The 25,955-nt window shown below is 47.3% G+C and carries 23 protein-coding genes; 20 read left to right on the forward strand and 3 right to left on the reverse strand.

Going from position 1 to position 25,955, the window contains the following annotated elements; translation table 11 throughout:
• Positions 1–212: 212 nt before the first annotated feature.
• From thrS to AC1DLI_RS06100, 5 genes are all read left to right on the forward strand, one after another.
• Entirely contained in the window at positions 213–2,150 is a 1,938-nt protein-coding gene (thrS, locus tag AC1DLI_RS06080; protein WP_477600577.1) for a threonine--tRNA ligase, read from the forward strand.
• 61 nt (positions 2,151–2,211) lie between these two features.
• Positions 2,212–2,814, forward strand: coding sequence for a 3D domain-containing protein (locus tag AC1DLI_RS06085; protein WP_477600579.1), 603 nt, complete (start codon positions 2,212–2,214; stop codon positions 2,812–2,814).
• Between the two features lie 61 nt (positions 2,815–2,875).
• Positions 2,876–3,004 (forward strand): hypothetical protein, encoded by a 129-nt coding sequence (locus AC1DLI_RS06090; protein ID WP_255314595.1) that lies wholly within the window; start codon positions 2,876–2,878, stop codon positions 3,002–3,004.
• A gap of 210 nt (positions 3,005–3,214) precedes the next feature.
• Positions 3,215–4,531, forward strand: a complete 1,317-nt coding sequence (locus AC1DLI_RS06095; RefSeq protein WP_477600581.1) for a methyl-accepting chemotaxis protein — start codon at positions 3,215–3,217, stop codon at positions 4,529–4,531.
• A gap of 80 nt (positions 4,532–4,611) precedes the next feature.
• Positions 4,612–4,995 (forward strand): hypothetical protein, encoded by a 384-nt coding sequence (locus tag AC1DLI_RS06100; RefSeq protein WP_308999478.1) that lies wholly within the window; start codon positions 4,612–4,614, stop codon positions 4,993–4,995.
• Positions 4,996–5,064: 69 nt separating this feature from the next.
• Here the strand turns inward: AC1DLI_RS06100 and AC1DLI_RS06105 are convergent, their stop codons facing one another.
• Positions 5,065–6,360, reverse strand: coding sequence for an ammonium transporter (locus tag AC1DLI_RS06105; RefSeq protein ID WP_477600584.1), 1,296 nt, complete (start codon positions 6,358–6,360; stop codon positions 5,065–5,067).
• Between the two features lie 271 nt (positions 6,361–6,631).
• On the opposite strand from AC1DLI_RS06105, the gene liaF reads away from it, so the two are divergent.
• The 11 genes from liaF (at position 6,632) to serC (ending at position 19,567) form a co-directional block, all read left to right on the forward strand.
• Positions 6,632–7,651: a cell wall-active antibiotics response protein LiaF gene (gene liaF, locus AC1DLI_RS06110; RefSeq protein ID WP_477600586.1), complete on the forward strand. Its 1,020-nt coding sequence runs from the start codon at positions 6,632–6,634 to the stop codon at positions 7,649–7,651.
• Positions 7,652–7,657: 6 nt separating this feature from the next.
• Positions 7,658–8,692 carry a sensor histidine kinase gene (locus AC1DLI_RS06115; protein WP_308999481.1) on the forward strand — a complete coding sequence of 345 codons (1,035 nt, stop codon included), beginning with the start codon at positions 7,658–7,660 and terminating at the stop codon, positions 8,690–8,692.
• Between the two features lie 23 nt (positions 8,693–8,715).
• Positions 8,716–9,354, forward strand: a complete 639-nt coding sequence (locus tag AC1DLI_RS06120; RefSeq protein WP_477600672.1) for a response regulator — start codon at positions 8,716–8,718, stop codon at positions 9,352–9,354.
• 75 nt (positions 9,355–9,429) lie between these two features.
• Positions 9,430–9,843 (forward strand): YugN family protein, encoded by a 414-nt coding sequence (locus AC1DLI_RS06125; protein ID WP_477600588.1) that lies wholly within the window; start codon positions 9,430–9,432, stop codon positions 9,841–9,843.
• A 182-nt stretch (positions 9,844–10,025) separates the two neighbouring features.
• On the forward strand, positions 10,026–11,714 hold the full coding sequence (locus tag AC1DLI_RS06130) for a S1C family serine protease (RefSeq protein ID WP_477600590.1): 1,689 nt from the start codon (positions 10,026–10,028) through the stop codon (positions 11,712–11,714).
• Positions 11,715–11,798: 84 nt separating this feature from the next.
• Positions 11,799–12,491 carry a response regulator transcription factor gene (locus AC1DLI_RS06135; RefSeq protein ID WP_308999485.1) on the forward strand — a complete coding sequence of 231 codons (693 nt, stop codon included), beginning with the start codon at positions 11,799–11,801 and terminating at the stop codon, positions 12,489–12,491.
• 4 nt (positions 12,492–12,495) lie between these two features.
• Positions 12,496–14,022, forward strand: a complete 1,527-nt coding sequence (locus tag AC1DLI_RS06140) for a sensor histidine kinase (protein ID WP_477600593.1) — start codon at positions 12,496–12,498, stop codon at positions 14,020–14,022.
• 37 nt (positions 14,023–14,059) lie between these two features.
• Positions 14,060–15,049 (forward strand): 4-hydroxy-3-methylbut-2-enyl diphosphate reductase, encoded by a 990-nt coding sequence (locus AC1DLI_RS06145; RefSeq protein ID WP_308999487.1) that lies wholly within the window; start codon positions 14,060–14,062, stop codon positions 15,047–15,049.
• Between the two features lie 316 nt (positions 15,050–15,365).
• Positions 15,366–16,427, forward strand: coding sequence for a 3-deoxy-7-phosphoheptulonate synthase (gene aroF, locus AC1DLI_RS06150; protein ID WP_477600596.1), 1,062 nt, complete (start codon positions 15,366–15,368; stop codon positions 16,425–16,427).
• A gap of 412 nt (positions 16,428–16,839) precedes the next feature.
• The gene (gene glnA, locus AC1DLI_RS06155) at positions 16,840–18,264 is read left to right on the forward strand and encodes a type I glutamate--ammonia ligase (protein ID WP_477600598.1); all 1,425 of its coding nucleotides are present in this window, start codon (positions 16,840–16,842) and stop codon (positions 18,262–18,264) included.
• Between the two features lie 217 nt (positions 18,265–18,481).
• The gene (gene serC / locus AC1DLI_RS06160; protein WP_477600600.1) at positions 18,482–19,567 is read left to right on the forward strand and encodes a 3-phosphoserine/phosphohydroxythreonine transaminase; all 1,086 of its coding nucleotides are present in this window, start codon (positions 18,482–18,484) and stop codon (positions 19,565–19,567) included.
• A gap of 106 nt (positions 19,568–19,673) precedes the next feature.
• On the opposite strand, the gene AC1DLI_RS06165 is transcribed toward serC, so the two are convergent.
• A complete protein-coding gene (locus tag AC1DLI_RS06165; protein ID WP_477600602.1) occupies positions 19,674–20,396 on the reverse strand; it encodes a response regulator in 723 nt (240 codons plus the stop codon).
• Positions 20,397–20,546: 150 nt separating this feature from the next.
• Between AC1DLI_RS06165 and trmL the strand changes: the two genes are divergently transcribed.
• From trmL to AC1DLI_RS06180, 3 genes are all read left to right on the forward strand, one after another.
• Positions 20,547–21,011 (forward strand): tRNA (uridine(34)/cytosine(34)/5-carboxymethylaminomethyluridine(34)-2'-O)-methyltransferase TrmL, encoded by a 465-nt coding sequence (gene trmL, locus AC1DLI_RS06170; protein ID WP_308999492.1) that lies wholly within the window; start codon positions 20,547–20,549, stop codon positions 21,009–21,011.
• Between the two features lie 176 nt (positions 21,012–21,187).
• On the forward strand, positions 21,188–21,436 hold the full coding sequence (locus tag AC1DLI_RS06175) for an AbrB/MazE/SpoVT family DNA-binding domain-containing protein (protein WP_477600605.1): 249 nt from the start codon (positions 21,188–21,190) through the stop codon (positions 21,434–21,436).
• Positions 21,437–21,870: 434 nt separating this feature from the next.
• Positions 21,871–23,067 carry an aminotransferase-like domain-containing protein gene (locus tag AC1DLI_RS06180; protein ID WP_477600607.1) on the forward strand — a complete coding sequence of 399 codons (1,197 nt, stop codon included), beginning with the start codon at positions 21,871–21,873 and terminating at the stop codon, positions 23,065–23,067.
• Here AC1DLI_RS06180 and AC1DLI_RS06185 read toward each other — a convergent pair.
• Positions 23,051–23,776: a DUF2161 domain-containing phosphodiesterase gene (locus AC1DLI_RS06185; protein ID WP_477600609.1), complete on the reverse strand. Its 726-nt coding sequence runs from the start codon at positions 23,774–23,776 to the stop codon at positions 23,051–23,053. The two genes, AC1DLI_RS06180 and AC1DLI_RS06185, sit on opposite strands and share 17 nt — an antisense overlap.
• Positions 23,777–24,016: 240 nt before the next feature.
• Between AC1DLI_RS06185 and AC1DLI_RS06190 the strand changes: the two genes are divergently transcribed.
• A complete protein-coding gene (locus tag AC1DLI_RS06190; RefSeq protein WP_477600611.1) occupies positions 24,017–25,912 on the forward strand; it encodes a PrkA family serine protein kinase in 1,896 nt (631 codons plus the stop codon).
• Positions 25,913–25,955: the final 43 nt, after the last annotated feature.

The following is a 25,955-nucleotide window of genomic DNA, read 5'->3' on the forward strand; positions in this document are numbered from 1 at the left end:
GCGGCAGTATGCTGTACCGGAAATCTCCGTTACCAGATAATACGAGGACTGCAAAGCTTGATTCACAGAGGCTGGCAGTCGAAGTAGGGTGGAACCACGAGCACACAAGCACTCGTCCCTTTTTAGGGATGCGTGCTTTTTTTGTGTTCTTTTTTGCTTGTGAAGACGGAATGCAGCAATTCGCTTATTTACAAATTGGAGGATGAACAATAATGGCCATTCAAATCACTTTGCCGGACGGCGCAGTTAGAGAATATGCTGCCGGCACTACGATTGAAGAAGTAGCGGGCTCTATCAGCCCAGGATTACGAAAAAATGCAATTGCAGGTAAAATTGACGGCAAGGTAGTTGACGTATATACGCCAATCGATGCTGACGCGGCAATCGAGATCGTAACCGTGGAATCGGCTGACGGCCTTGAAGTATACCGCCATAGTACAGCTCATTTGCTCGCGCAAGCGATCAAACGCATTTATGGTAATGCAAATGTGAAGCTTGGAATCGGTCCGGTCATTGAGGACGGCTTCTATTATGATATCGATATGGAGCAATCCTTGACACCGGAGGATCTTGTTAAGATCGAGAAGGAAATGGAGAAAATCGTTCAGCAAAATCTTGATATCCGTCGCCGCATTGTAAGCAGGGACGAAGCGCTGGCGATTTTTACAGAGCTGGACGACAATTTGAAGCTGGAGCTCATTCGCGATCTTCCTGCTGACTCGGTTATCACGATGTATGATCAAGGTGAATTTTTCGACTTATGCCGCGGTCCACATTTGCCGTCTACAGGCCGCATCAAAGCCTTTAAATTGTTAAGCGTGGCTGGTGCTTACTGGCGCGGGGATTCCAAAAACAAAATGCTGCAGCGGATTTATGGAACGGCTTTCCCTAAGAAAGCGCAGCTTGACGAGCATCTCCACTTCCTTGAAGAAGCAAAAAAACGCGATCACCGCAAGCTGGGACGCGAACTGAAAATGTTCACGTTCTCGCGCGAGGTAGGTCAAGGCTTGCCGTTATGGCTGCCGAATGGCGCGAAGCTGCGCAGAACGATGGAACGCTACATCGTTGATCTAGAAGAAAGATTGGGTTACGAGCATGTCTATACTCCAGTGCTGGCGAATGTAGAGCTGTACAAAACCTCTGGTCACTGGGAGCACTATAGCGAGGATATGTTCCCGAAAATGATCATGGATAACGAAGAGCTTGTGCTTCGCCCGATGAACTGTCCTCACCATATGATGGTATTCAAAAGCGATATGCGCAGCTACCGTGATCTGCCTGTAAGGATTGCAGAGCTTGGAACGATGCACCGCTATGAAATGTCGGGCGCGCTCACTGGCTTGCACCGCGTACGTGCAATGACGCTTAATGATGCTCATATTTTCTGCCGTCCGGACCAAATCAAAGAGGAATTTGCGCGTGTCGTTAACTTGATCCGTAAAGTGTACGAGGATTTCGGTATCAAAGAATACCGCTTCCGCCTATCGTACCGTGATCCTAAGGATACAGAGAAGTATTTCCAAAATGACGAGATGTGGGAAATGTCTCAGCGTATGCTACGCGAGGTTGTAGAGGAGCTGGAACTGCCATTCTTCGAGGCTGAGGGCGAGGCGGCATTCTACGGACCTAAGCTTGACGTTCAAATTAAAACGGCGCTGGGCAAAGAAGAGACGCTCTCAACTGCACAACTCGATTTCTTGCTGCCTGAACGCTTTGAACTGGAATATGTCGGCGAGGACGGCAAGAAACATCGTCCGGTCGTCATCCACCGCGGCATTATCAGCACAATGGAAAGAATGACTGCGTTCCTGCTTGAAAACTTCGCAGGCGCACTGCCGCTATGGCTCTCTCCTGTACAAGCGAAGGTGATACCGGTATCGACTGCCTACGAGGGTTACGCCCGCAAAGTAGCCGAGCAGCTTCAAGAAAACGGAATTCGAGTGGAAAGCGATCTCCGCAACGAGAAGCTGGGCTACAAAATTCGCGAAGCACAGCTGGAGAAAGCGCCTTACATGCTCGTCGTTGGCGAGAATGAGATGCAGGCGGAAGCCGTATCCGTGCGTAAACGCGGCGAAGGCGACTTGGGAGCAATTCCTGTTGCTGAGCTGATTACTCAGCTGCAAACGCAAATTGCGAACAAAGAACAATAATAAATAGCGCATAAAGCTTGGGCCACTGGGGCATTATTCTTCTGAGGAGGAAGTAACCCAGATGGTCACAAGCTTTTTTTATTTCAGAAAAGGTCTTACCGCGTTGCTGCTTATATCTGTCATCGTGATCGGTTTAAATACTACGAGATGCTCAGCACAAGCTGAAGCCTCATCGCCAAAGGCAATTGATGAAGCGAGTAAGAGCGCTAGTTTGGCTAACTCAGGAAAGAAATCGGCGGTATCCAAAAAGGAAAAGGCTAACACGGTTGAGGTAATCGCTACAGGCTATACGGCAGGCGTGGAATCGACGGGAAAGCGTCCGGGACATCCGCTGTACGGAATAACGTATTCCGGCGTGAAGGTGCGCAGGGATCAAGTCTCGACAATCGCTGCGGACACGAAGCTTTTTCCAATTGGCACGCTGCTTTATATTCCTGGCTACGGCTATGGCGTAGTGGCGGATACGGGATCGGCCATTAAAGGGAAACGCATCGACTTGTATTTTGAAACGATCAAGCAGGTTTACGAGCAGTGGGGCAAGCGAACGGTTCACGTAGAGGTGCTTCGAATCGGAACAGGGAAGCTCTCGCAAGCGTGGCTTAATAAAATCAACCTGGCAATCGAAGCAGGAAAACCTATTCCGCAGACGTATTTAGAGTCGTAAAAAATTTGTATAATACGCGGCGAAATTGCCATACTAATTTTGAACGGGGAGGTGAATTACAATGGCTAAAAACAAAAACAATAAAGCCCAAAACAATCAATACAATGCAGAATTCGCGGAAGAGTTTAACCAGAATAACGCTGCTGGCAAACAAGCGGCAAACACAGCTCAACAAAAAGCTGAGAAGTAACATTTTTTGCTATGCAAAAACGAGTAATTATAGAGGAACTCTACGGGGTTCCTCTTTTCTTTTGTCCTATGCTGATATATAATTTAGGGAAATTTTGTATCAGCAAGCGAGAGGAGCAAAAAACCAGACATGAGTGCAACAACCAGGTGGTTTTCACGCAATCCTAAAATCCATTCAGCTGACTCACAAGGGACGGAGGAGCGTGCTCGAATGACACGCTTGTTAAATGAATCCGTCGTTATTTCTGACCAATTAAATGCCGCGGTAGACGAGGTCGACCACTCGGCGAGCCGTTTGACTGAAATTGCCGATGTATCCGCGGAGCATGAGAAGAAGCTTAGATCGAGCAGCTTGCTTGCAATGAAACGAATAGAGGAAGCCTTTTCTGCGCTGCAGGAGGTTGCCTCTGCTGCCGAGCAAATAAGCGGTGCATCCTCGCATTTAAACATAAAGAGCAAAGAAACGAAGGAAGTCGTTCTAGACGTTTGCCGATCGCTAACCAATACGGATGAGGTTATGAATGAGCTGAACAAAAATAACCGTTCCATGGATGTGCATATCAGGCAGTTGATCGAGCAAACCTCTCATATAAATGAAATCAATCAATTTATTCAGGAAATTGTCTCTCAAACCTCCCTGCTCGCACTGAATGCCGCCATTGAAGCTGCACATGCCGGGGAATACGGTCGGGGTTTCTCGGTCGTTGCCCAGCAAATCAAGAAGCTTGCCGAGCAGAGCGGCGAAGCCGTTAAACGTTCTTCGGCTATCGTAGAGCAAATCGAGCATGGGGTAAAACGAGTGGTGGATGCGGTTGATATGGAAAAGCTGTCCGTAGAGCGAGGCGTAGCGGAAATGGCTGTCAACCGAGACCGAATGGATGTGATTTTCTCAAAAATAACAGAGGTTGACGAGCTGGTGGGACAGACGAGCATGGCCAGCAAGCAGCAAACTGATCATACGGCGGATTCCACACTAATGCTCAAGGATGTCGTTGATTCAGTAAATGAAACGCTGCAAAGCGTAGACAGTACTCTTCAAATGAACCAGCTGCAGCGCGAGCAAATAGGAAATATGAATCGCATCAGCCATAATCTCAGGCGTTCATCCTCGGACTTGACGCAAGCGATCGAGCAAGTGGGCATGCGCCGATCTGATCAGGATGTTAAGGTAAACGTTGCGGGCGTACAAGAATGGCTGCGAATTGCCGCTGCAGATTCCCAATTAGCCGCATTGAACATAGCAGAGCATGAGGCCAAGCTCTCCTCGCTTCTTCGGGCAAAGACAGAGATCGAAGCGATTTGGTCCAACCGATTGGATGGCTCTTTTATATTTTCTTTGCCAGAGGCGGGTTTGCTGAATGCAAAAGGAAGAGAATGGTGGAAAAAAGCCATTGCCGGAGAAATCTTTCAGTCGGAGGTTTACGTTTCGGCAATATCAAAGCAGCTATGCCTTACGGTTTCCGTTCCGATACATAACACGCAAGGCAAAGTGGTCGGTGTGATCGGCGCAGATATTTCCATCTCATAAAAAACAGTTTTCAACGACCATGTTTTGTTGTATTATTATATATGTAAGAAATAATAACATGACAAGACAGGTGAATTCTCATGACAGATCCGATCATTCATTCAGGCTTTGTAATTGCTGCCCATCATCGTAAAGCGGGCGAGGTTTTTCCTTTTATCGATGCCTACGTTGCTAAGAAAGAGCAGGAAATAGCCGAAATTGAACAGATGGTTGAGCGTTATGAGAAAAGAAGAATGATGGAAGAACGCGCATATCAATCGATGTCTACAATTAGAAGGATGCTCACGGGAAAGAAGCCCGACCATCACTTGGCTGTTGAATATATTCATTTTGTTAGAAAACCAATGGAGAAGGTTCGTGCGCTCCGTTTGGAAATTGAGAGTGCCCGTTCTATCAAGAATGTATCTGCACCTACCGATATTGTTACCGTATCCTACGAACTCGCCAATGAGATGAACGAATAATTAAGCTGGCATGCATATAGAGAAGAAAAGAACCGTCCAGGCCATTGAGGCTTAGACGGTTCTTTTGGTTTATTTACTGTTTCTTAACTGATCAACGTCGAGGAAATCATGCTCCTGGCTGTATGCAGGGACGCCGTGAATACCCACATCAAGTCCGATAAGCTCTTCATCCTTGGAGACGCGAACGGGCATCACCTTGCGGATAAGCCAAAGCGCTCCCCATGTGAGAATGAAACCCCATACCGATACGATGACAAGTCCAAGCGCTTGCACACCAAGCAGGTTCCAGCCGCCACCGTAGAATAAACCATGATAGCCTTTACCTACTCCCTCTGTTAGTTCCGGCAGTGCGAATAATCCGACTGCGAGGGTACCAATGCTGCCGCTGACGCCGTGAACGGCAAAGGCGCCGACAGGATCATCAACCTGTTTGCTCTCGAGCCATTCCGTAACGAGTACCATTGCAACTCCCGAAACGGCGCCGATACCGATGGCGGCGATATCGGAAACGAAAGCGCAGCCTGCAGTAATACCTACAAGGCCGGCAAGCGAGCCATTAATAACCATTGGAGGATCAGCCTTCTTGTAGCGGAACATCGTGAATAAGATACAGGTTGCGCCGCCTGCAGCGGCGGATAGCATCGTTGTAATCGCAATGTGGCCGATCGACCCGTTCGTTGCGCTGAGCGTGCTTCCGGCATTGAAGCCGAACCAGCCGAACCATAGGATAAACGCACCTACCGATGCGAGCGGCAAATTTGAAGGCGGAACGATGTTTACTTTACCGTCGGCACTGAACTTTCCGATACGCGGACCAATAAAAATGGCTGCAGCGAGCGCGGAGAAACCGCCCAAAGCATGAATAACCGCGGAGCCGGCAAAGTCGATCATGCCCAGCTTTCCTAGAAAGCCGTTACCTGACCAGACCCAATGTCCGGCAAGCGGGTAGATAAAGCCGGTCATGGCAATCGTTAATAAAATATAAGCTCTAAAATTGATTCTTTCAGCCACCGCTCCGGAAACGATGGAGATTACCGCGATGACAAACGCGCATTGAAATAACCAATAGGTTTCGTGAGTAATATTTAATTCAATATGCGACAGGTCACCGTTAATGAGGAATCCGGTTGTGCCAATTAAACCGCCTGCATCTTGACCATACATGAGAGCAAATCCAAAAAAGTAAAAAACGAGTGCGCCGAAAGCGATGTCGACAAACACCTTCATGATAATGCTGACGGCATTCTTTTGCCTGACAAATCCCGCCTCAAGCAAAGCGAACCCGCCTTCCATGAGCAAGATCATGGCTGCTGTCAAAACGACCCAGATCGTATCCAGTCCTTTTGACAGTTCGATAACGTCCATTGCTTCATCTCCTGTTCCTTATTGTCGTGCATAGCTGTCTCTATCTCCTAATCCGTTCATCATTATAAATAGAAGAAGTGAGCTATGTCAACGTTCTGAGTGATGTTACATGACGCATGTCAGGTTTAAAATGGATAGAATCAACAAATGCTCGGTCTAGAGACTGATTGCGATTTCAATCGGTCGTCCCTTTTTCTGAGGATTACACTCCGTTATACTAAGATTATCAAACTTATCAAACCACGATGGAATCGTAAGGAGCTGGGGCCGCTTGAACGGTAATTTCGCAAACCGGTTATTCACCGGGCTAGTCATCATTGGAATTGGCGTATTGTTTTTGCTAAGGCAAACAGGTCATGTGACCTTTGATTTTGGTGATCTTTTTTCTACCTATTGGCCTGTGATCCTCATTATAGTCGGCATCCGAGGCTTATTGTCCAGCCGGACGCATGGATCAGGCTCTAGCTGGTGGGGAGCCGTTGTCTTATTAATCGGTTGTGTATTTCTGGGACGCAATTTAGAATTATTCTCTTGGTCCATCGGTGATATTGTTCCTTATATTTGGCCAGTTGCCGTTATTTTAATCGGTATCAATTTAATTTGGAGGCCAAAGTCGAAGCGCCAATCTCCACCAACAGATGATTGGAAGTCATACCGTCCTTATCCGGACGAGGCATCTGTTCCGCCGGCGCCGCCCTTGCATCCTGATCCTACAAAAACGCCCATTCCTACGCCGGAACAGGAATTTAAGCAAGAAGGCACTGGGCAAGGTCATTATGAAGGTTATTCCAATAGTAAAAAGGAATACAAAGAGTGGAAGAATCATCACAAATCCGAGCTCAAAAAAAATGCGCAGGAATGGAAACGAAACCATAAGGAGCATGTGGAGTGGTGGAGCCATGGAGACTCCAATGTGCAGACACGCTCGGGCTTCATAGGCGACATCCATATCGGTCATGATTATTGGGATTTAAAACCGCTTAATATTTCCCATTTCATAGGCGACACTGTGCTTGATTTAACGAAGGCGCAGGTCGCGCTCGGTGAAACGAAAATTCATATTTCTTCCTTTATAGGTGATGTGAAAGTATTTGTACCAAATGATTACGAGGTTGGCGTACAGGTCGTATCGAGCGCCTTTATCGGCGACGTGAAGATTTTAGGACAAAAAGAGGGCGGTTTGTTTACGAATATTAACATCCAGTCCCCTTCGTATATTGAGACGGACAAAAAAATCAAGCTGATCGTCAGCACGTTTATCGGTGATGTGCGTGTCACGAAGGTTGGGTGATTACGCATGATGGTTCGGTTTTTGAGGAGCGGGAAGTGGGAGCTCATTGGGATGTTCGTCATTGCCTCAGTGGTATCGCTCGTGCTAGGTGCGGTAACTTGGATCGGTCTTGCGGATGAAATGGGAAAGACGGAAGTGCGCTTAGGCGCCGCCTCCGTCTTCCTGCTTGTGAGCGCAGCTTTCGGTTACTGGGCTGCCCAGCGAATTGGACGACGTATCGATACGCTGCATTTGTCGTTGAAGCAAGCCTCCAACGGCAATTATGGCGTTCGGATTACGGAGAGCGGACATAATTCATTTATTGAAGTGTACCGGGAATTTAATGAGTTGGCGGAGCAAATGGAAGAGAAGATGAAGTGGCTGCAGATGCGCGGCGAAGAGTATGTCATGACGGAATCAGCCTCTAATGAAGCGGCTGTGCTTGAGGAGCGAAAGCGTCTCGCACGAGACTTGCATGATACGGTAAGTCAGCAGCTTTTTGCTATTCATATGTGTGCCTCTTCGCTTCCTAAGCTGCAGCTTGTTGACCGTGAGCGAGCGGATTCTGTATTGGAGCAGCTTGTAAATATGTCGAATTTGGCCCAAAAGCAAATGAGGAATTTTATCGCTCAACTGCGGCCAATGGAACTTGAAGGCAGAACCTTATACGAGGCACTCGATAAGTGGTTTCCGGACTATTGCCGGCAAAATAATTTGCAGGGTGAATTGGAATGGCGATTGAAGGAGCGCTTGTCAGAAGCGAAGGAGCATCAGCTTTTCTTGATTGCACAAGAGGCAATGGCTAATATCGTAAAACATGCAGGAGCAAGCGGATGCACGTTGGCACTGTCAGATACGGAACGGCAGGTTGTTATGATTTTGCAGGACGATGGGGTTGGCTTCAAGGCCGATGAGGTCAAGCGAGGTTCCTATGGGCTTTCGACGATGCAGGAGCGGGCGCAAAAGCTGGGCGGAGCAGCAGAGATTTGGAGCAAGCCCGGAGGCGGTACAAGAGTTAAAGTGACAATTCCTAAAATGCTGAGGGGAGAACTTGAACAGTGAGCGGAACTGAGCTAATAAAAATAATGATTGTGGATGACCATGATATGGTTAGAACGGGACTTCGAACGTATCTGATGCTGGAGCCGAAATTTCATGTTATTGCAGAGGCGGGCAATGGGCAGGCAGCAATCGACTTGCTTGAAGCAAGCCCGGAGGAAAAGCGCCCTCAAATCATTCTCATGGATCTGATGATGCCTGGGATGGACGGCATTGAAACGACAAGAGCCATAATCTCTAGATTTCCGGATATGAAAATCGTTATGCTGACCAGCTTCCTTGAGGATGACAAGGTGTATGGAGCGATTGAGGCAGGCGCGGTCAGTTATGTACTCAAAACGGTCTCGGCGGAGGAACTCATATACGCAATTAGCGGTGCGTTTAAGGGGATGCCGGTTATGACGGCCGATGTATCGCAAGCTCTAACAAGAGGTTTGAGGCAGCGGACGGCACAATCAGGCGATGAGGGCTTGACGGAGCGCGAGAAGGAAGTGCTGCTTCTGATTGCAGACGGCCAGTCGAATAAAGAAATTGCGGAAGAGCTGCACATTAGTATTAAGACAGTAAAGACGCATGTAAGTAATTTACTAATGAAGTGTGAGCTTGATGACCGGACGCAGCTTGCGGTGCTTGCTCATCGCAAGGGCTGGGCGAATCGCACATAAAGGAAGAATTGGGCGGGCATACTACCTACTAGCAAAATAAGATGCGAAATATGCTAGTGTAAAGGGGCAGCTTTCATGATACCGATTTCGTCCGTGCTGGAGTCGCGGGAGCAACATTTTTTAGAGACGAAGGAGCTGCTGGAGACGCAGCGATTTACACTTGGCGGCAATTGGGAGTACGATAGGGGATCCTTTGACCGTTCGCTCGATGAAGGGCATAAGGTCTGGCTTCGCATTCCGTTTGAAGTGGTAGCCGGTCATATCGATGTTAGCGAAGCAGACAATGAAGCGAGGATAAAGCTGGGCACGCCGTATGTACTAAAGCATCTTTACCGGGAAGGCAATGATCCGGAAGCGTCCGTACGCGTTGTGGGAGCACTGTTCGATCAATTCCAAGCCCCCACTGATCCTGATGCGCATGTAGATCCGAAGTGGATCGATCGGGCTAAGGAAGCTCTTCATGACGTAGAACAGCTATTTCCTCATTGATTTCCAATCCAAAAAAACGTTCCCAAAATCAATTTGGAGCGTTTTTTTTATTTCTGTTTAAATTCCTTTTAAGTTTGTTTTAAGGTAGAATGTGCATGATAGAACTATATCAATTAACATGCTTCGTGGTTTGAATGCCAATAGGATGCATGATGCAATAAGATTCAAGGAGGAGAACGTACATGGACGATCAAAACAACAAAAAGGGATTCGATGATTTTTTCCGGAAAAATGATGAAGAACAAGGCGCTGCAGAAAGCAGCGAAAACAGGAAAAGTTCAGATCCTGAAGCTTCCAATGAATCACAGGAGCAAACGGCCAAGCCATCTTATTACTATTCGTATGGACCATTTAAAGCTAACTCTGCGGAGGGAACAAGTTCTCCCAATCATAGCTATAACCCGGAAAAGCCTAAGCTGATTCAAGACGAGCCTTATGGCAATACGCAAAATGTACAATCCGAGGCATCTAGTGCGCAGCAGTCAAATGGACAGCAAGAGATGTTTGCGGATTCGGAACAAGTAAGGCCGCAATCGCCAGTGCAATCCCAAATACGGCCATTCAATCCCTCGCCGCAATCCTCCAAAGGACCATGGCAGGTAAGAGAAACGCGCCGGACATCATTTAAAGCTGTTTTCGCATCGTTTCTAGCAGGCGTTATCCTAGTTGGCTCTTTAATGTACACGGCAGATTTAAACAATTGGTTTACGAAGGAACAAGCTCTTGCGACCAACACGCAATCAAACGGTTCAAGCTCAGGATCCGCTGCTACTGCGGGAACGAGCGGCAGCGGAGCGGCTTCGACCGTCGCAGCTAGACCGGATAATATCGCGCAATTGTTTGAAACTGCTAGTCCAGCGGTCGTAAAGATCGAAACGTATGTGAATACAGCAAAACGCAGCAACAGCGGAAGCATGCTGGATGATTCGTTTTTCCGCCAGTTTTTTGGGGATGACTATCCTGGCACGACGGAGCCTGAGACTGACACGCAAAATGAAGAAGGCCAAATGCAGCAATCAGGCATCGGTACCGGGTTTTTCTTCGAATCCACCGGCTATATTCTGACGAACCAGCATGTGGTTAGCGAATCGGATCAAATCAAGGTTATTGTTCAGGGCTATGATAAGCCGTTCACGGCTGAATTGCTTGGTTCAAGCTATGAATTAGACCTTGCTGTACTTAAGGTTACCGGCGATAAAGCATTCCCAACGCTGCCGCTAGGCAACTCCGACAATATCAATATTGGCGACTGGGTAGTGGCAATCGGTAATCCTTACGGCTTTGACCATACGGTAACGGTTGGCGTGCTGAGCGCAAAGGAACGCCCAATCGATATTCAAGACACGCAGGGCGAGCGCAAATACGAGCACTTGCTGCAAACGGATGCTTCCATTAATCCAGGTAACTCCGGCGGTCCATTGCTTAACGTAAATGGCGAGGTTGTCGGCATTAACACGGCAGTCAGCTCGCAAGCGCAAGGAATTGGCTTTGCCATTCCAACGAGCACGATCCAGGAAGTATTGGATAACTTGAAAAACAATAAAACGATTCCTAAACCGGCTGTACCATATATTGGCGCCGAGCTGCAGGATGTAACGGCAGATATCGCGAAGCAATTAGGGATGGATAAGGTAGAAGGTTCTATCGTTCGTAACGTATACTATAATTCACCAGCTTATTTGGCTGAGCTTCAGCAGTTCGACGTAATTGTGGGTATCGACGGCAAGAAATATGCGAATACGCAAGAGTTGATTGCAGCGATACAAACGAAGAAAGTCGGCGATAAGATCGAGCTGAACATCGTTCGAAAAGGCAGCGCGATGAACTTGCAAGTTGAGGTCGGCGACAAGAATACAGCTAGCGCTCAATAACGTTAAGAAATTGGAAGTAAAACAAAAAGCGCAGAGTGACAGCATGCTCTGTGCTTTTTGCTGCAAATAGAGGGGGACAAGCAGATGAGACAGCATATTGTAGTAGTGGATGACGATGATAAAATCATTTCTTTACTTCGCAGAAGCCTAGCGTTCGAAGGTTATGAGGTGACTACCGCTTCGAATGGCATGGAAGGGCTTAAAGTACTGCTTAAAGCGGAGCCCGATTTGCTTATTCTGGACGTGATGATGCCGCAGGTGGACGGCTGGGAGGTCTGCCGGCGTGTGCGCGAGAGCGGAAGCACCGTGCCGATTATGATGCTGACGGCGAAGGATGATGTGATCGACCGGGTGAAAGGCTTGGATCTTGGCGCAGATGACTATTTGGTCAAGCCGTTTGCGCTCGAAGAGCTGTTAGCTCGCGCACGCGCATTGCTGCGCCGCAAATCCGATAAAATCGAGCAATCCAGCAATCAGCTGCTATACGAGGACTTGATTTTGGACATGGACGCCAGGGAAGCAATTCGTTCTGGACGCCGTATCGAACTTACCTCAAAGGAATACGATTTGCTGCTTCTATTCATGCAGAACCCGCGCCGCGTGCTGACGCGGGATGCCATTATGGAGAAAATTTGGGGCTATGACTTTAGCGGGGAATCGAATGTGTTAGAGGTATACATTGCAATGCTGCGCCAAAAGGTAGAGGACGGAGGCAGAAACCGGCTTATTCAGACGGTTCGCGGCACCGGCTACGTGCTTCGCGGAGAGGCGGGTTAAACTTATGTCTATTAGGCTTCGGCTGACGCTTTGGTATTCGAGCTTGCTTGCGGTAACCATGATTGTTTTTGGCATTTGCATTTACGTTTTCGTGAATTGGAATACTTATGCGGAAATAAAAGAGCAGCTGCGAATTCAGGATAGTAAAACCGATATAATAGGTTCCACTAATTTTCTCGATAAAAAACTAGATTTGTTTGTTGGACCGCAATTCCGAATCGACCAAAAGGATACCTATATCCAGCTCGTAAACTATAAGGAATCAGCCATTACGCAATCAAACAATTACCCGGATCAATTTGTCATCCCTTACCCTGAAGCCGAGAAAAAACCTAAGGATGGATTTGTAAAGACTAAGGTTGAGATTAACGGAAAAAAATATGACATGCTGACGTATCAACGGGCGCTCTTTTTAAAAGAGGATAAAAGCCTCGTGGGGCTGCTTCAAATTGGCGTATTTACGTATAATGAGGAAAGATTCCTGAGCGGTCTGCGGACTATACTTATATTTTCTTCCTTAGTCGTTGTCTTCATCGCTTTTACAGTAGGTTTATTCATTGCTCGTCAGGCGCTGCGTCCAATTGAACGGGTTATCCGATCAACTCAGCAGATCGAGAATGGCTCTGATCTCAGCGTCCGCATTCCGACGATGGGGCCGAAGGATGAGATCGGCAGACTCGTCAGCACGTTGAATGTCATGCTCGCACGCCTTGAGATGGCCTATAACGAGCTGGATGAAGCTTATAAAGCACAGCGTAGATTCGTATCCGATGCTTCTCATGAATTACGGACACCATTAACGACAATAAGAGGCAATATCGAGCTTCTGGAGCGCATGTGGATGAAGGTGCGCGAAACGAACCAGGATTCGGAAACGGGAGAATGGATGCCGCTTGATTTGGATCGCTGGGAATTATCGAAGGAATCGATGAGCGACATTTCCGCTGAAGCGACACGCATGAGCACGCTCGTAAATGATCTGCTTGCGCTCGCAAGGGCTGACGCAGGTTATACGATGGAGAAGACGCCGCTTGATTTAATGCCGCTTACTGAGGAAGTTGTGCGTCGTGCGCAGCTGCTACCTCGTACAGCGGATTGGAAGGTAGGAAGTCTCTCTGCGCTGGAGGACATACGCGTAAATGCCAATCATAACTATTTGCAGCAGCTGCTGTTTATATTTATTGAGAATGCGTTCAAGTATACGCCAGTGGGCTCGATAGAACTCAGCGCAATCAGGAACGAACAGCAGATCGGTTTTGTCATCCAAGATACCGGAATTGGCATGAATCCGGAGGAGATTCCGCATATCTTTGACCGCTTTTATCGGGCGGACGAATCGAGGGGCGTCACAGTCGGGACGGGTCTCGGTTTATCTATCGCCAAGTGGATTATTGACGAGCATCAAGGCTCTGTTGAAGTGACGACCCGTGAGGGAAAGGGAACCAAGTTTACGATTTGGCTGCCAATAAGCTTTTCTGACACGTCTCATTCGTCTATAATAGTAGCAACGGATGAAATGAAGGAATTATAAATATAGTGCATATCCGGTCAGAAAGCAGGTGCAAGGAATGGAAATCGTTAGAATATCACCGCGTGGTTATTGCTACGGCGTAGTCGATGCAATGGTGTTGGCTTTGCAAACGGCCAAAAACTTAGAGCTGCCGCGGCCCATCTATATATTAGGCATGATCGTCCATAACGCGCATGTAACGGACGCATTCGAGCAGGAAGGCGTCATTACGCTTGATGGTGCCAATCGTCTCGATATTCTGGATCAAATCGATACTGGAACTGTTATTTTCACTGCGCACGGGGTATCCCCCGAGGTTCGCCAACGCGCCCGTGAGAAAGGACTGTCCGTCGTTGACGCCACTTGTCCTGACGTAACTAGAACGCATGATTTAATTCGTGCGAAATCGGCGGATGGCTATCATATCATTTATATTGGCAAAAAGGGCCACCCCGAGCCGGAAGGCGCAATCGGCGTTGCGCCGGAGCAGGTTCACCTCATTGAGCGGGAAGAGGAGATTGCAGCCCTCAATGTGCCCGAAGGTCGCATTATTATAACCAACCAAACGACGATGTCGCAGTGGGATATTCGTCATATCATTAGCCGTCTCCTTGAGCGCTATCCAGCGGCCGAGGTCCATAACGAAATCTGCATGGCCACCCAGGTGCGCCAGGAAGCGGTTGCGGAGCAGGCGGGAGAAGCCCAATTGTGCATCGTAGTCGGCGATCCAAGAAGCAACAACTCCAACCGTCTTGCCCAGGTTTCAGAGGAAATTGCAGGCGTTAAAGCCTATCGGGTTTCTGATGTATCGGAAATTGAACAAGAATGGCTCAAAGGGGTAGACCGCGTAGCTGTAACATCAGGCGCATCCACGCCAACGCCGCTGACAAAAGAGGTCATTACCTACTTGGAGCAATACGATCATAATAATCCAGAAACATGGGAAATTCGCCGTACGGTTAATATGAATAAGCTGTTGCCTAACGTGCGTGTGAAATCTACGGCTGCTGTTTCTTCGGCGACGGCAACGGAAGAGAAAGTTGAATAAACAAAATATTCGAATCGAAGAGGGAAACCTGTTTGCCGTGAGACTGTCTCAAGGCAAACAGATTTCCTTCTTTTTTTGGGAGACGGGTTGACGAAATGGGCATTCTCCTGTATATTTACTTTAGTGATTAAAAGCGTAGAAGCTAAACAGCATAAAAGCTACGAAGCATAAAAGCTATAAAGCGTATAAGCGATAAAGCGAAAAGAAGGACAGAGCAAGTATGTCTGCAATCTACAAGCCGCCCAATACAAATTCAAGCCAACTTACGAAGTAAGTTTGACATCACAAAACCAATAAAATTTTAGGAGTGATCCATATGATCGTCATTACAAATTCAAACATTGCAGAAGAGCGTATTTCAGAAATTGTTGCCCATATTGAAAGAGCTGGCGTGCAGGCTCATGTATCAAGAGGTACGGACCGTACGGTAATCGGAATCATCGGTCAAGCAGAGCCGACGCTTGCTGAGCATTTGCGTCAGATGAAGGGCGTAGAAAACGTAATTAAAATATCCAAATCCTACAAGCTGGCAAGCCGCGACTTCCATCCTGACGATACCGTTATTGATATCAAAGGCGTGAAGATCGGCGGAAGCAACCTTGTTATTATGGGCGGACCTTGCGCCGTTGAAACGCCAGAGCAAATCGATGAAATCGCTCGTCTGGTCAAAGCAGCGGGCGGTCAGGTATTGCGCKGAGGCGCGTTCAAACCGCGTACAGGGCCTTACAGCTTCCAAGGCGTAGGCGTAGAGGGACTTGTGATGATGGCGGAAGCAGGCAAGAAACACGGGCTTCTAACGATCACAGAGGTTATGACACCGGAGTACGTAGATGTTTGTGCGGAATACGCCGACATCCTTCAAGTGGGCACACGCAACATGCAAAACTTTGATCTGCTTCGTAAGTTGGGTACTATTCAAACGCCGGTGCTGCTGAAGCGCGGTTTCAGCTCAACCTATGACGAGTTCCTAAATGCGGCTGAATACATTTTGGCAGGCGGAAATCCGAATGTTATGCTTTGCGAGCGCGGAATCCGTACATTCGAAACGTACACACGCAATACGCTCGATTTGTCGGCAATTCCCGTATTGCAATCTCTTAGCCATCTGCCGGTTATCTCAGACCCGAGCCATGGTACTGGACGCCGCKAATTGGTAGAGCCAATGTCCAAAGCATCGGTTGCTGCAGGGGCGAACGGACTTATTGTTGAAATGCACACCGATCCGGATAATTCAATGACTGGCGATGGCGTACAATCGTTATTTCCTGACCAGTTTGCTAATCTTTTGAAGGATCTTGAAAAGCTTGCGCCAATCGTAGGCAAACAATTCGATACACCAAAAGCGCCGGCAGAGGCATTCAAGGAATGGAAAATTTAATTAAAAAACAAACAACGCTTTGCCATCCTGGGATGGCAAGGCTCTTTTTTTGTATAGGGTTCATGAAGCGGCATGAATGCGAATTCCGAATATACTACAGTTATGATTTTAAAGATTTTAGTTTTCAAACAAGGATTGTATTACATTTCCAAGACTCAGCCGGTTACCAGTTCAAATGCCGCCGAGCCTTTGTTATTCAAGGGTTGAAGCGATTTTCAACTGGCTTTTAAGGAGTATTTGTGAACAACTGTACAAACTTGTAAGTATAGCTTACATAGCTTTAAAAAATACCTTACATAGCTATTGACGGAGATTGAGAGCTAGTTTTATAATAACGACATGGATTTGGAGCAATAATTGAACAATACCTGTTCAACACTACGCTAATGTTCGGAAATGGAGGAAATTATTAATGTCAGTTCAAAATGTTTTGGACAATATTAAAGAAAACAGCATCATGTTTGTAGATTTCCGCTTTGTAGATCTTCTTGGTCATGCACACCACATCACGCTTCCAGCTGCTGAGGTGGATGCTGATACTTTCGTAAACGGGGTAGCTTTTGATGGTTCTTCGATCCACGGTTTCCGCGGTATCGAGAATTCCGATATGGTTATGATGCCGGATACAGAATCCGTATTTATCGACCCTTTCACTGATCACCCTACACTGAACGTTATGTGTAATATCCATACACCTGAAGGCGACCGCTATGACCGCGATCCGCGCAGCATCGCTCAAAAGGCTGAAGAGTATCTTCAAACGACTGGCATTGGTACGACAGCATTTTTCGCGCCAGAGCCTGAATTCTTCATCTTCGACGAAGTTCGCTATGAAAGCACAATGAATTCTTCTTCGTACATGGTTGAATCCGAAGAAGCTGGCTGGAACACGAACCGTAAAGAAGAAGGCGGAAACCTTGGTTCGAAAATTCCGGTTAAAGGCGGCTATGTTCCAGTAGCTCCAGTTGACTCCCAACAAGATATCCGTAGCGAAATGGTACGCCTTTTGCAAGAAACGGGTCTTCGCGTTGAACGTCATCACCATGAAGTTGCAACTGCTGGTCAAGCAGAAATTAACTTCCGTTTTGACACATTGACTAAAACTGCTGATAACCTAATGAAATTCAAATATGTAATTCACAACACTGCTCGCCAATACGGCAAAACGGCTACTTTCATGCCGAAGCCACTATTTGGTGACAACGGTAGCGGTATGCACGTTCATACTTCTATTTTTAACGGCGACGAGCCAATGTTCTACGATAAAGGCGCGTATGCAAACCTTAGCGAAATGGCTATGCACTACATCGGCGGCGTGCTTTACCACGCTCCGGCTTTGATCGCTATCACAAACCCAAGCACGAACTCGTTCAAACGTCTAGTGCCTGGTTACGAAGCGCCAGTTAACCTTGTATTCTCAAAAGGTAACCGTTCTGCAGCAATCCGTATTCCGATTGCAGCTGTAACGCCTAAAGGCTGCCGTATCGAATTCCGTACACCGGACAACACAGCTAACCCTTACCTAGCTTTCGCAGCAATGCTGCTTGCTGGTTTGGACGGCATCAAGCGTAAACTTGATCCAGTTGCTCTTGGTTATGGTCCTTTCGACAAAAACATCTACGAATTGCCTGAAGAAGAGAAAAAAGAAATTCGCAGCGTTCCTGGAACGCTTGACGAAGCGCTTAGCGCTCTTGAAGCTGATTCGGATTTCTTGACTGAAGGCGGCGTATTCTCTAAAGACTTCATCGAGAACTATGTAGCTATCAAACGTCAAGAAGCTAAAGCAGTTGCAATCCGTATTCATCCGCATGAGTTCAGCCTTTACTACGATTGCTAATCCGATCGTTAAGAAATATAAGAAACGGGTCCTTCTAGGACCCGTTTTTTTATGGATTGTAAAGAAATGATGAACGAAAACCGAATGTTTTTTGTCAGTAATTCGACATACGTTCGACTTTTTGTTTTTTGAAATTGACGAATAGACTTGATGCGGCCCTTCAAAATTGCTATCATAACCATATCATATATAAAGAAACAGAGGTGGGTATCCGAAGATGACACGAGCATTTAATTTTAATGCAGGACCAGCCGCAATACCACTTGAGGTACTAAAGCAAGCACAGGAGCAATTTGTTGATTATCAAAACGCGGGCATGTCCATTATGGAAATGTCTCACCGCAGTAAAATGTACGAAGCTGTGAATAACGAATCACAGTCGTTGCTTCGTGAATTGTTCGGAGTTCCTGAAAATTATGATGTGCTTTTGCTGCAAGGCGGTGCCAGTACACAGTTTGCTATGCTTCCGCTTAATCTTCTAACTCCCGGAAAACCAGGTGCTTATGTAATGACAGGCGCTTGGGCGGACAAAGCGCTGAAAGAGGCGAAGTTTGTCGGAGAAACGGTGGTTGCTGCTTCGACAGAATCCGACAAATTCATGCGCATGCCGACAATGTCTGAGATCGAGATACCAAGCAATGCTTCTTATCTTCATCTTACATCGAATGAAACGATCGGTGGGACCCAGTTCAAGGAGTTCCCGGAAACGGGGGATGTGCCGCTTATAGCGGATATGTCGAGTGATATTCTAAGCAAGCCGATTGATGTTAGCAAATTCGGCGTAATCTATGCGGGTGCTCAGAAGAATTTGGGTCCATCGGGTGTTACGCTTGTTATTATTCGCAAGGACCTAGTTGAAAATGGTTCGAAAACCATTCCAGCCATGTTCCGATACAGCACGCATGCGAAGAGCGGATCGCTTTACAATACACCGCCGTCATTCTCTGTATACATGATGAATCTGGTATTGCAATGGATCAAGAACAAGGGCGGAGTTGCCCAGCTGGACCAGCTTAACCGGGACAAAACCAAGCTTATCTATGATGTGATCGATCAAAGCAGCGGCTTCTATATCGGCTGTGCGCAGCCGCAAAGCCGTTCGCTTATGAATATTACGTTTCGGATTCAAAGCGAGGAGCTTGAGAACCTGTTCGTTAAAGAATCGGAGAAGGAAGGCTTCGTAGGTTTGAAGGGACATCGTGATGTCGGCGGATTGAGAGCTTCAACTTATAACGCGGTTCCTCTCGAGAGCTGCCAGGCGCTACAGCAGTTCATGATTGATTTTCAAAAGCGTAACGGCTAATCGGACGAATCGTCTCCGGTTAGGTTATTAATAGGGGACAATAAAGAGCCGCCCTTTCCTTCTTCAAAGAAGGCAGGGCGGCTTTTGGTTTGCATTTATTCTAGATCTAAGCTTGTGCGACCGAGCTCTCGGCAACATGAGGCCCGTTCAGCTTATAGCCGACATTACGTACAGTCATGATATATTCCGGCGTGCGGGCATTTTTCTCGATTTTATCGCGCAAATGGCTGATATGGACGTCGACAATCCGGGTGTCACCAAGGAAATGATAATCCCAAACGCCGTGAAGCAGCTGCTGGCGGCTGAGTACTTTGCCTTTGTGGCGGCAAAGGAACAGCAGCAGCTCGAACTCTTTTGGCGTAAGCTCAACGGGCTTGCCGTCAATGAATACCTCGCGCTGCTCTACCTGAACCTTTAATCGGCCAATGTTGAAGATGGTTTCTTCCGCAATGCCAGGCAGCGATTGAACGCGGCGGAATATAGCTTGAATGCGAGAAACCAGTTCCTGCGGGCTAAAGGGTTTTGTCATATAATCATCGGCACCGTTATCAAGTCCGGCAATTTTGTCCGTAACGTCCTGAAGAGCGGTAAGCATAACGATCGGTACTGCATTGCTTTGCTTGCGCAGTTCGCGGCAAACCTGGATTCCGTCCATTTTTGGCAGCATGAGATCAAGAACGATCAAGTCGGGACGAAAGGGCTTTAACATTTCAAATACAGCTTCACCGTCACCTACGCAGCGTACGTCATAGCCTGCCAGCTTTAAGTTAAACTCAATCAACATCGAGATAGATGGTTCGTCATCCACGACCAATATCTTTTTTCGCATGCTTCAGCTCTCCTTCATGTGTTTCCGCCTATTCTGTACCCTATTATGAGGGTGGAAATTATGCTTGAGATTAACGGTACGTAAAGTGGGTGTAAAAATATTCGGTGATTTCGTGTATAATAGGCAAAATGAGAGGTGTGATAGATAGCTATGCCATTTCATATCGTTTTGGTAGAGCCGGAAATTCCGGCAAACACAGGCAATATTTCTCGGACCTGTGCGGCAACTGGTACAATTTTGCATTTAGTTAGACCGCTTGGCTTTGATACGGATGACCGTACCTTGAAGAGAGCGGGGCTCGATTACTGGCATTCGGTACATATCGAGTACCATGATTCCTTTGAAGAGGTGCTGGCTGCGTATCCGCAAGGGCGTTTTTTCTATGCAAGCACGAAAGCAAGCAAGCCATATTCACAATTCGATTATCAGGATGGCGATTTCTTTGTATTCGGAAAAGAAACAAAGGGTCTGCCGCAGGAGCTAATAGATGCGAATAAGGAAACTTGTATTAGAATGCCGATGACGGATACAGTGCGTTCACTGAATTTATCCAATTCGGCAGCAATTATCGTGTATGAAGCGCTTAGGCAAAATGATTTTCCAGGACTTGAGTAAATTAGTTGCTTTATTTCTCATTTTTTGGGATTTATTAGCCAGAAAACAAATTTTTATTGCAGGATATTAAGAAATTATGAATTTGGGAAGGAAAAGCCGTAGTGCCATCGAAAGACTATAACGCAGAGGTTTCTCAGAAATGACTTGCGAAACCAGACACAGAAGAGGTGAAAGCGATGAAACCAGCAGGTGTAGTAAGAAAAGTGGACCAACTCGGACGTATTGTACTTCCAAAATCATTGCGTAAACGTTATTTGATGAACGAGGGCGATCCCGTTGAAATTTTCGTCCAAGGTGACCATATTATTTTGGAGCGTTACCGTCCAAAATGCGTTTTTTGCGGTTCGATGGTTGAAGTTCGTGATTTCAAGGATCGCTATGTATGTGGCGACTGTATGGAGGAAATGGCAGTTCTGCAGCGCTAATCAGCATGACGGAATGCTTTTCTAACCAAATGAAGCTTCCCGTTATGAGCTAAATGCTCTGCGGGAAGCTTCATTTTTTTTGAAAAGAAGAGAAAGCATAAGATTCAGGCTTATTTCTTTCATATCCTTCAACAATATGCGGATGGCGGCCAATTTCTTGGCCGCCATCGATACGCTTGCTATAAGCTGAGCAAAGTCGGCTTATAGACCTTTTGTTTTGTCTTCATTGTAGGAGCTGGTCAGCATCGCCGTAATGAACAACGCAAACACAGTCATGACAATAATAAAGTTCATCTGTGGGACACCTCCAAGTACGTTGTCTTTATTATAACCAACGTCAGCTAAAAAGAAAACTTTAAAAGTTGTGAACACATTGTTAACATAGAGAGTATGAGCATAGCAAGCGTTTAAGTTTGCGAGGAGGAGCATATAATATGAATTATCGTTTTTCATCTAGAGTGTCACAGCTTAAATCGTCAGCGGTTAGAGATATTTTGAAGCTGACGCAAGGGAAAGATATGATTTCGTTTGCTGGGGGCTTGCCAGCTGAGGAGTTATTTCCTGTACAAGCAATCCGCGAAGCGGCTGACCGTGCATTTACGGCTGGGACAGGCGCATTGCAATACGGCTTGACGGAAGGTTACATGCCGCTTCGCGAACAGTTATGCGAGCGTATGGCGGCGAAGCAAATGCATGTAAATCCGGAGCAAATGATTTTGACAACGGGCTCGCAGCAAGCGATTGATCTGCTGGTAGGCGTGCTTACCGAACCAGGCGATACCGTCTTGGTCGAGAAGCCTACTTACTTGGCAAGCCTGCAGGTATTCGCGCTCCATGGCTTAAAAGTGATTGCTGCAGAGAGCGACGAGGATGGAATCATCCCAGAGGATGCGGAACGTCTCATCCGGGAGCATCGTCCGAAGCTGCTTTACGCCGTGCCTACTTTCGGTAATCCGACAGGGCGCGTTTGGAGTGTTGAACGAAGAAAGAAGCTGCTTGCTTTGTGTAAGCAAAATGAAATGCCCATCATTGAAGATGATCCATACGGAGATATTACCTTTGATGAGAGTGAACAATATCCAACGCTGTTTTCGCTTGAGGGTCAAACGGAGCGAGGCGCCGTCTTTTATACAAGCACATTTTCCAAAACGGTTGCGCCTGCGCTTCGATCAGGTTGGGCTATCGGGGACAGCGGCGTAATCGGTATGGTAGCCAAAGTGAAACAAGCGGCTGATCTTCATTCAAGCGCAATCGATCAGCAGATCTTGAGCCAACTGCTAAAAGGTTTCGATTTGGACGGCCATATCCGGTTGATTTCCAAGTCATATGGCGAGCGCATGATTGAAATGCATGAACTTCTAAAGCGGCAGGGGCTGCAGGATGTTTCATGGGTTAAGCCTAAAGGCGGTATGTTCCTGTGGCTTGAGCTGCCGGACGGATTGGATGCAGAAGCGCTTCTTCGCTGCGCCGTTCAAAAGGGCGTCGCGTTCGTGCCGGGCAGCTCGTTCTATGCCGATCATCCTCAGCGCAACACCGCAAGACTGAACTATACGTATAATACAGGTGCGCGTACGAAGCAAGGAGTGGAGCGCTTCGTAGAGGCGCTCGGCGAATTTACGGCGCGGAGCTAATACTTAATTTCCATTCCGCAATGACTTCTCCATACTCGGCCAATGCAGCCGCGCCTTCTGGGCGCAGGCTGTATTTTCCGCGTGCAATGCGCTCGAACCAGCCATAGTAGTTATTGCGGAGCGTTTCACCGCTTCGGCTATAGCCCGTAATAGCGGATACTTCACGCGGGGCAAGCGGTCCAGCTGTATGAAGCGCGTATGCGCAGCGCAGAGCCTTCTCGCGGTAAGCTGTCACTAGTTTGCGGCGGGTGCTTCCGCCAACGTTGTAGTCGCCGCTGCGCTCTCTGAATTCGGTAAGCAGCTGTGCCTGCTTTTTGCGTCTTACGCCACGCTGCGGCGGATCGCCCGGGTGGCAGAGCATTTCAATGACCGGCGGTTTTGTTTTGTAAAAGGTCACAGTCATCAAGCCAAGCCCCAGCAAGCGGCAAAGCTCCGTCAAATCGCCAAAGCGTTGATTGTGAGCACCGCTTTTCTTTCGGTTCCGTTCAACGGCGAGCACGACATGGCTGTTCAGACGAAGACGTTCAACCCCTTGCAGCAGCAGTGCGAGGTTGAACGTTTTTTTCATTTCGACAATTATCGTTTCATTCTGATCCGGATGGATAGCAACCAAATCACAATGGAGCACCTCGCTTTTTACGGTAAAGCCAAGCTGCTCATAGTGCTTTTTTATAGGGCTGTAGAGCTCTTCCTCGCGTGCGACTGCCACGTTTTTTTCTCCTCTCCACTCGTTTMAATCGAAGCATTTGCCTCCATTATAGCAAAGGAAACTGCCGGCTTGTCGTTTTTTGATGGATGATGGACAAAAATAGTGTGCAATTATCTTCCCGAATAAGCATAGGATTGTTATATCTCAATAAAAGTTGACACCACTCGATAGAGCGTCTAGAGACAAATCCCGGGCGTAGAATGATAAGTGGAATGCGGAAGCGATGGGAGGAGGCACGGTATGGACATTTTCAAGCGAATATCGGAGTATCAGGCTGAGAGCGAGAAGCTTTCATGGACAGGAACATTCAAGGATTATATTGAATTGCTGAGGAAGGACCCGTCCCCGGCCATGACTGCACATTCACGCGTTTATGAAATGATTGAATCTCACGGGGTGGAAGATGTTGGCGGTCACAAGCAGTATAAATTTTTTAATCAAGAAATTTTTGGGCTCGATCGTGCGATTGAGAAGCTGGTAGAGGAATATTTCCACTCATCAGCTCGCAGGCTTGAGGTTCGTAAACGGATTCTGCTTTTAATGGGTCCTGTCAGCGGAGGCAAGTCAACGATTGTTACCATGCTCAAAAAAGGACTTGAGCGCTTCTCCAGAACACAGCGAGGAGCCGTTTATGCGATTAAAGGCTGCCCTATGCATGAGGATCCACTGCATCTTATTCCCCATGAGCTTCGTCCTGATATCGAGAGGGAGCTTGGTGTTCGAATTGAAGGCAACCTATGCCCATCCTGCCAAATGAGGCTGCAAACGGAATACAGCGGCGATATTGAGAACGTCCTCGTTGAACGTGTGTTTATTTCGGAGGATAACCGCGTCGGTATCGGTACATTCAGTCCGTCCGATCCGAAATCGCAGGATATTGCCGACCTTACGGGCAGTATCGATTTCTCTACCATAACGGAGTACGGATCCGAATCCGATCCGCGCGCCTATCGGTTTGACGGCGAGCTTAACAAAGCGAACCGCGGATTGATGGAGTTCCAAGAGATGCTGAAATGTGATGAGAAGTTTTTGTGGAACCTGCTCTCCTTAACCCAGGAAGGCAACTTCAAAGCTGGACGGTTCGCGCTCATTAGCGCCGATGAGCTCATTATTGCCCATACGAATGAATCCGAGTACAAATCGTTTATAAGCAATAAGAAAAACGAGGCTTTGCATTCCAGGATGATCGTTATGCCGGTTCCTTACAATTTGAAGGTATCGGATGAAGAGAAAATCTACAAAAAGCTTATCGCCCAAAGTGATATGCGGCATATCCATATTGCGCCTCATGCCTTGCGTGCGGCTGCGATCTTCTCTATTTTGACAAGGCTGAAGGAAACGAAGAAGCAGGGTATGGATTTGGTCAAAAAAATGCGGATGTACGATGGCGAGGAAGTAGAAGGCTTCAAGGAAGCGGACTTGAAGGAAATGCAAAATGAATACTTAGAGGAAGGCATGACGGGCATTGATCCGCGCTACGTCATTAACCGGATCTCTAGTGCGCTCATTAAGCAGGATACGCAATGTATTAATGCACTTGACGTGCTGCGTGCGCTGAAGGAAGGATTGGATAGCCATCCATCTATCACGAAGGAAGAACGTGAGCGGTACTTAAATTTCATTTCCGTCGCGCGCAAAGAATATGATCTTCTTGCGAAGAAGGAAATTCAAAAGGCGTTTGTTTACTCCTATGAGGAGTCTGCCCGCACCTTGTTTGAGAATTACCTCGATAACATCGAGTCTTACTGCAACTGGGCCAAAATCAAGGATCCTTTAACCGGTGAGGAGATGGATCCGGATGAGCGCCTCATGCGTTCCATTGAAGAACAAATCGGTGTCTCGGAAAATGCCAAAAAAGCATTCCGGGAAGAAATTCTGATTCGCATATCCTCGTATTCCCGAAAAGGGAAGAAATTTGATTTTACGAGTCACGAACGTTTGCGCGAGGCGGTGGAGAAGAAGCTGTTCGCCGATCTTAAGGATATCGTGAAAATAACGACTTCCACGAAAACACCGGATGAGAGTCAGCTGAAGCGTATTAATGAAGTCACAAAACGGCTTATGGATGAGCACGCGTACTGCCCGGTATGCTCGAATGAACTGCTGCGTTACGTAGGAAGCCTGTTGAACCGGTAAACCTTCCATGCGAGCGTTGGGGAAGCTGATAGACAATTGTCTA

The sequence above is a fragment of the Paenibacillus sp. 01T443 genome (assembly GCF_056398325.1).

What these genes read in the sequence shown, in the direction of transcription:
- AC1DLI_RS06145 (WP_308999487.1), top strand. Translation starts at nt 14,060, where the DNA reads ATGGAAATCGTTAGAATATCACCGCGTGGTTATTGCTACGGCGTAGTC.
- AC1DLI_RS06130 (WP_477600590.1), top strand. Translation starts at nt 10,026, where the DNA reads ATGGACGATCAAAACAACAAAAAGGGATTCGATGATTTTTTCCGGAAA.
- thrS (WP_477600577.1), top strand. Translation starts at nt 213, where the DNA reads ATGGCCATTCAAATCACTTTGCCGGACGGCGCAGTTAGAGAATATGCT.
- AC1DLI_RS06100 (WP_308999478.1), top strand. Translation starts at nt 4,612, where the DNA reads ATGACAGATCCGATCATTCATTCAGGCTTTGTAATTGCTGCCCATCAT.
- AC1DLI_RS06165 (WP_477600602.1), bottom strand. Translation starts at nt 20,396, where the DNA reads ATGCGAAAAAAGATATTGGTCGTGGATGACGAACCATCTATCTCGATG.
- glnA (WP_477600598.1), top strand. Translation starts at nt 16,840, where the DNA reads ATGTCAGTTCAAAATGTTTTGGACAATATTAAAGAAAACAGCATCATG.
- AC1DLI_RS06140 (WP_477600593.1), top strand. Translation starts at nt 12,496, where the DNA reads ATGTCTATTAGGCTTCGGCTGACGCTTTGGTATTCGAGCTTGCTTGCG.
- AC1DLI_RS06085 (WP_477600579.1), top strand. Translation starts at nt 2,212, where the DNA reads ATGGTCACAAGCTTTTTTTATTTCAGAAAAGGTCTTACCGCGTTGCTG.
- AC1DLI_RS06115 (WP_308999481.1), top strand. Translation starts at nt 7,658, where the DNA reads ATGATGGTTCGGTTTTTGAGGAGCGGGAAGTGGGAGCTCATTGGGATG.
- AC1DLI_RS06175 (WP_477600605.1), top strand. Translation starts at nt 21,188, where the DNA reads ATGAAACCAGCAGGTGTAGTAAGAAAAGTGGACCAACTCGGACGTATT.
- AC1DLI_RS06190 (WP_477600611.1), top strand. Translation starts at nt 24,017, where the DNA reads ATGGACATTTTCAAGCGAATATCGGAGTATCAGGCTGAGAGCGAGAAG.
- AC1DLI_RS06095 (WP_477600581.1), top strand. Translation starts at nt 3,215, where the DNA reads ATGACACGCTTGTTAAATGAATCCGTCGTTATTTCTGACCAATTAAAT.
- AC1DLI_RS06180 (WP_477600607.1), top strand. Translation starts at nt 21,871, where the DNA reads ATGAATTATCGTTTTTCATCTAGAGTGTCACAGCTTAAATCGTCAGCG.
- AC1DLI_RS06125 (WP_477600588.1), top strand. Translation starts at nt 9,430, where the DNA reads ATGATACCGATTTCGTCCGTGCTGGAGTCGCGGGAGCAACATTTTTTA.
- trmL (WP_308999492.1), top strand. Translation starts at nt 20,547, where the DNA reads ATGCCATTTCATATCGTTTTGGTAGAGCCGGAAATTCCGGCAAACACA.
- AC1DLI_RS06090 (WP_255314595.1), top strand. Translation starts at nt 2,876, where the DNA reads ATGGCTAAAAACAAAAACAATAAAGCCCAAAACAATCAATACAATGCA.
- serC (WP_477600600.1), top strand. Translation starts at nt 18,482, where the DNA reads ATGACACGAGCATTTAATTTTAATGCAGGACCAGCCGCAATACCACTT.
- AC1DLI_RS06120 (WP_477600672.1), top strand. Translation starts at nt 8,716, where the DNA reads ATGATTGTGGATGACCATGATATGGTTAGAACGGGACTTCGAACGTAT.
- AC1DLI_RS06135 (WP_308999485.1), top strand. Translation starts at nt 11,799, where the DNA reads ATGAGACAGCATATTGTAGTAGTGGATGACGATGATAAAATCATTTCT.
- AC1DLI_RS06105 (WP_477600584.1), bottom strand. Translation starts at nt 6,360, where the DNA reads ATGGACGTTATCGAACTGTCAAAAGGACTGGATACGATCTGGGTCGTT.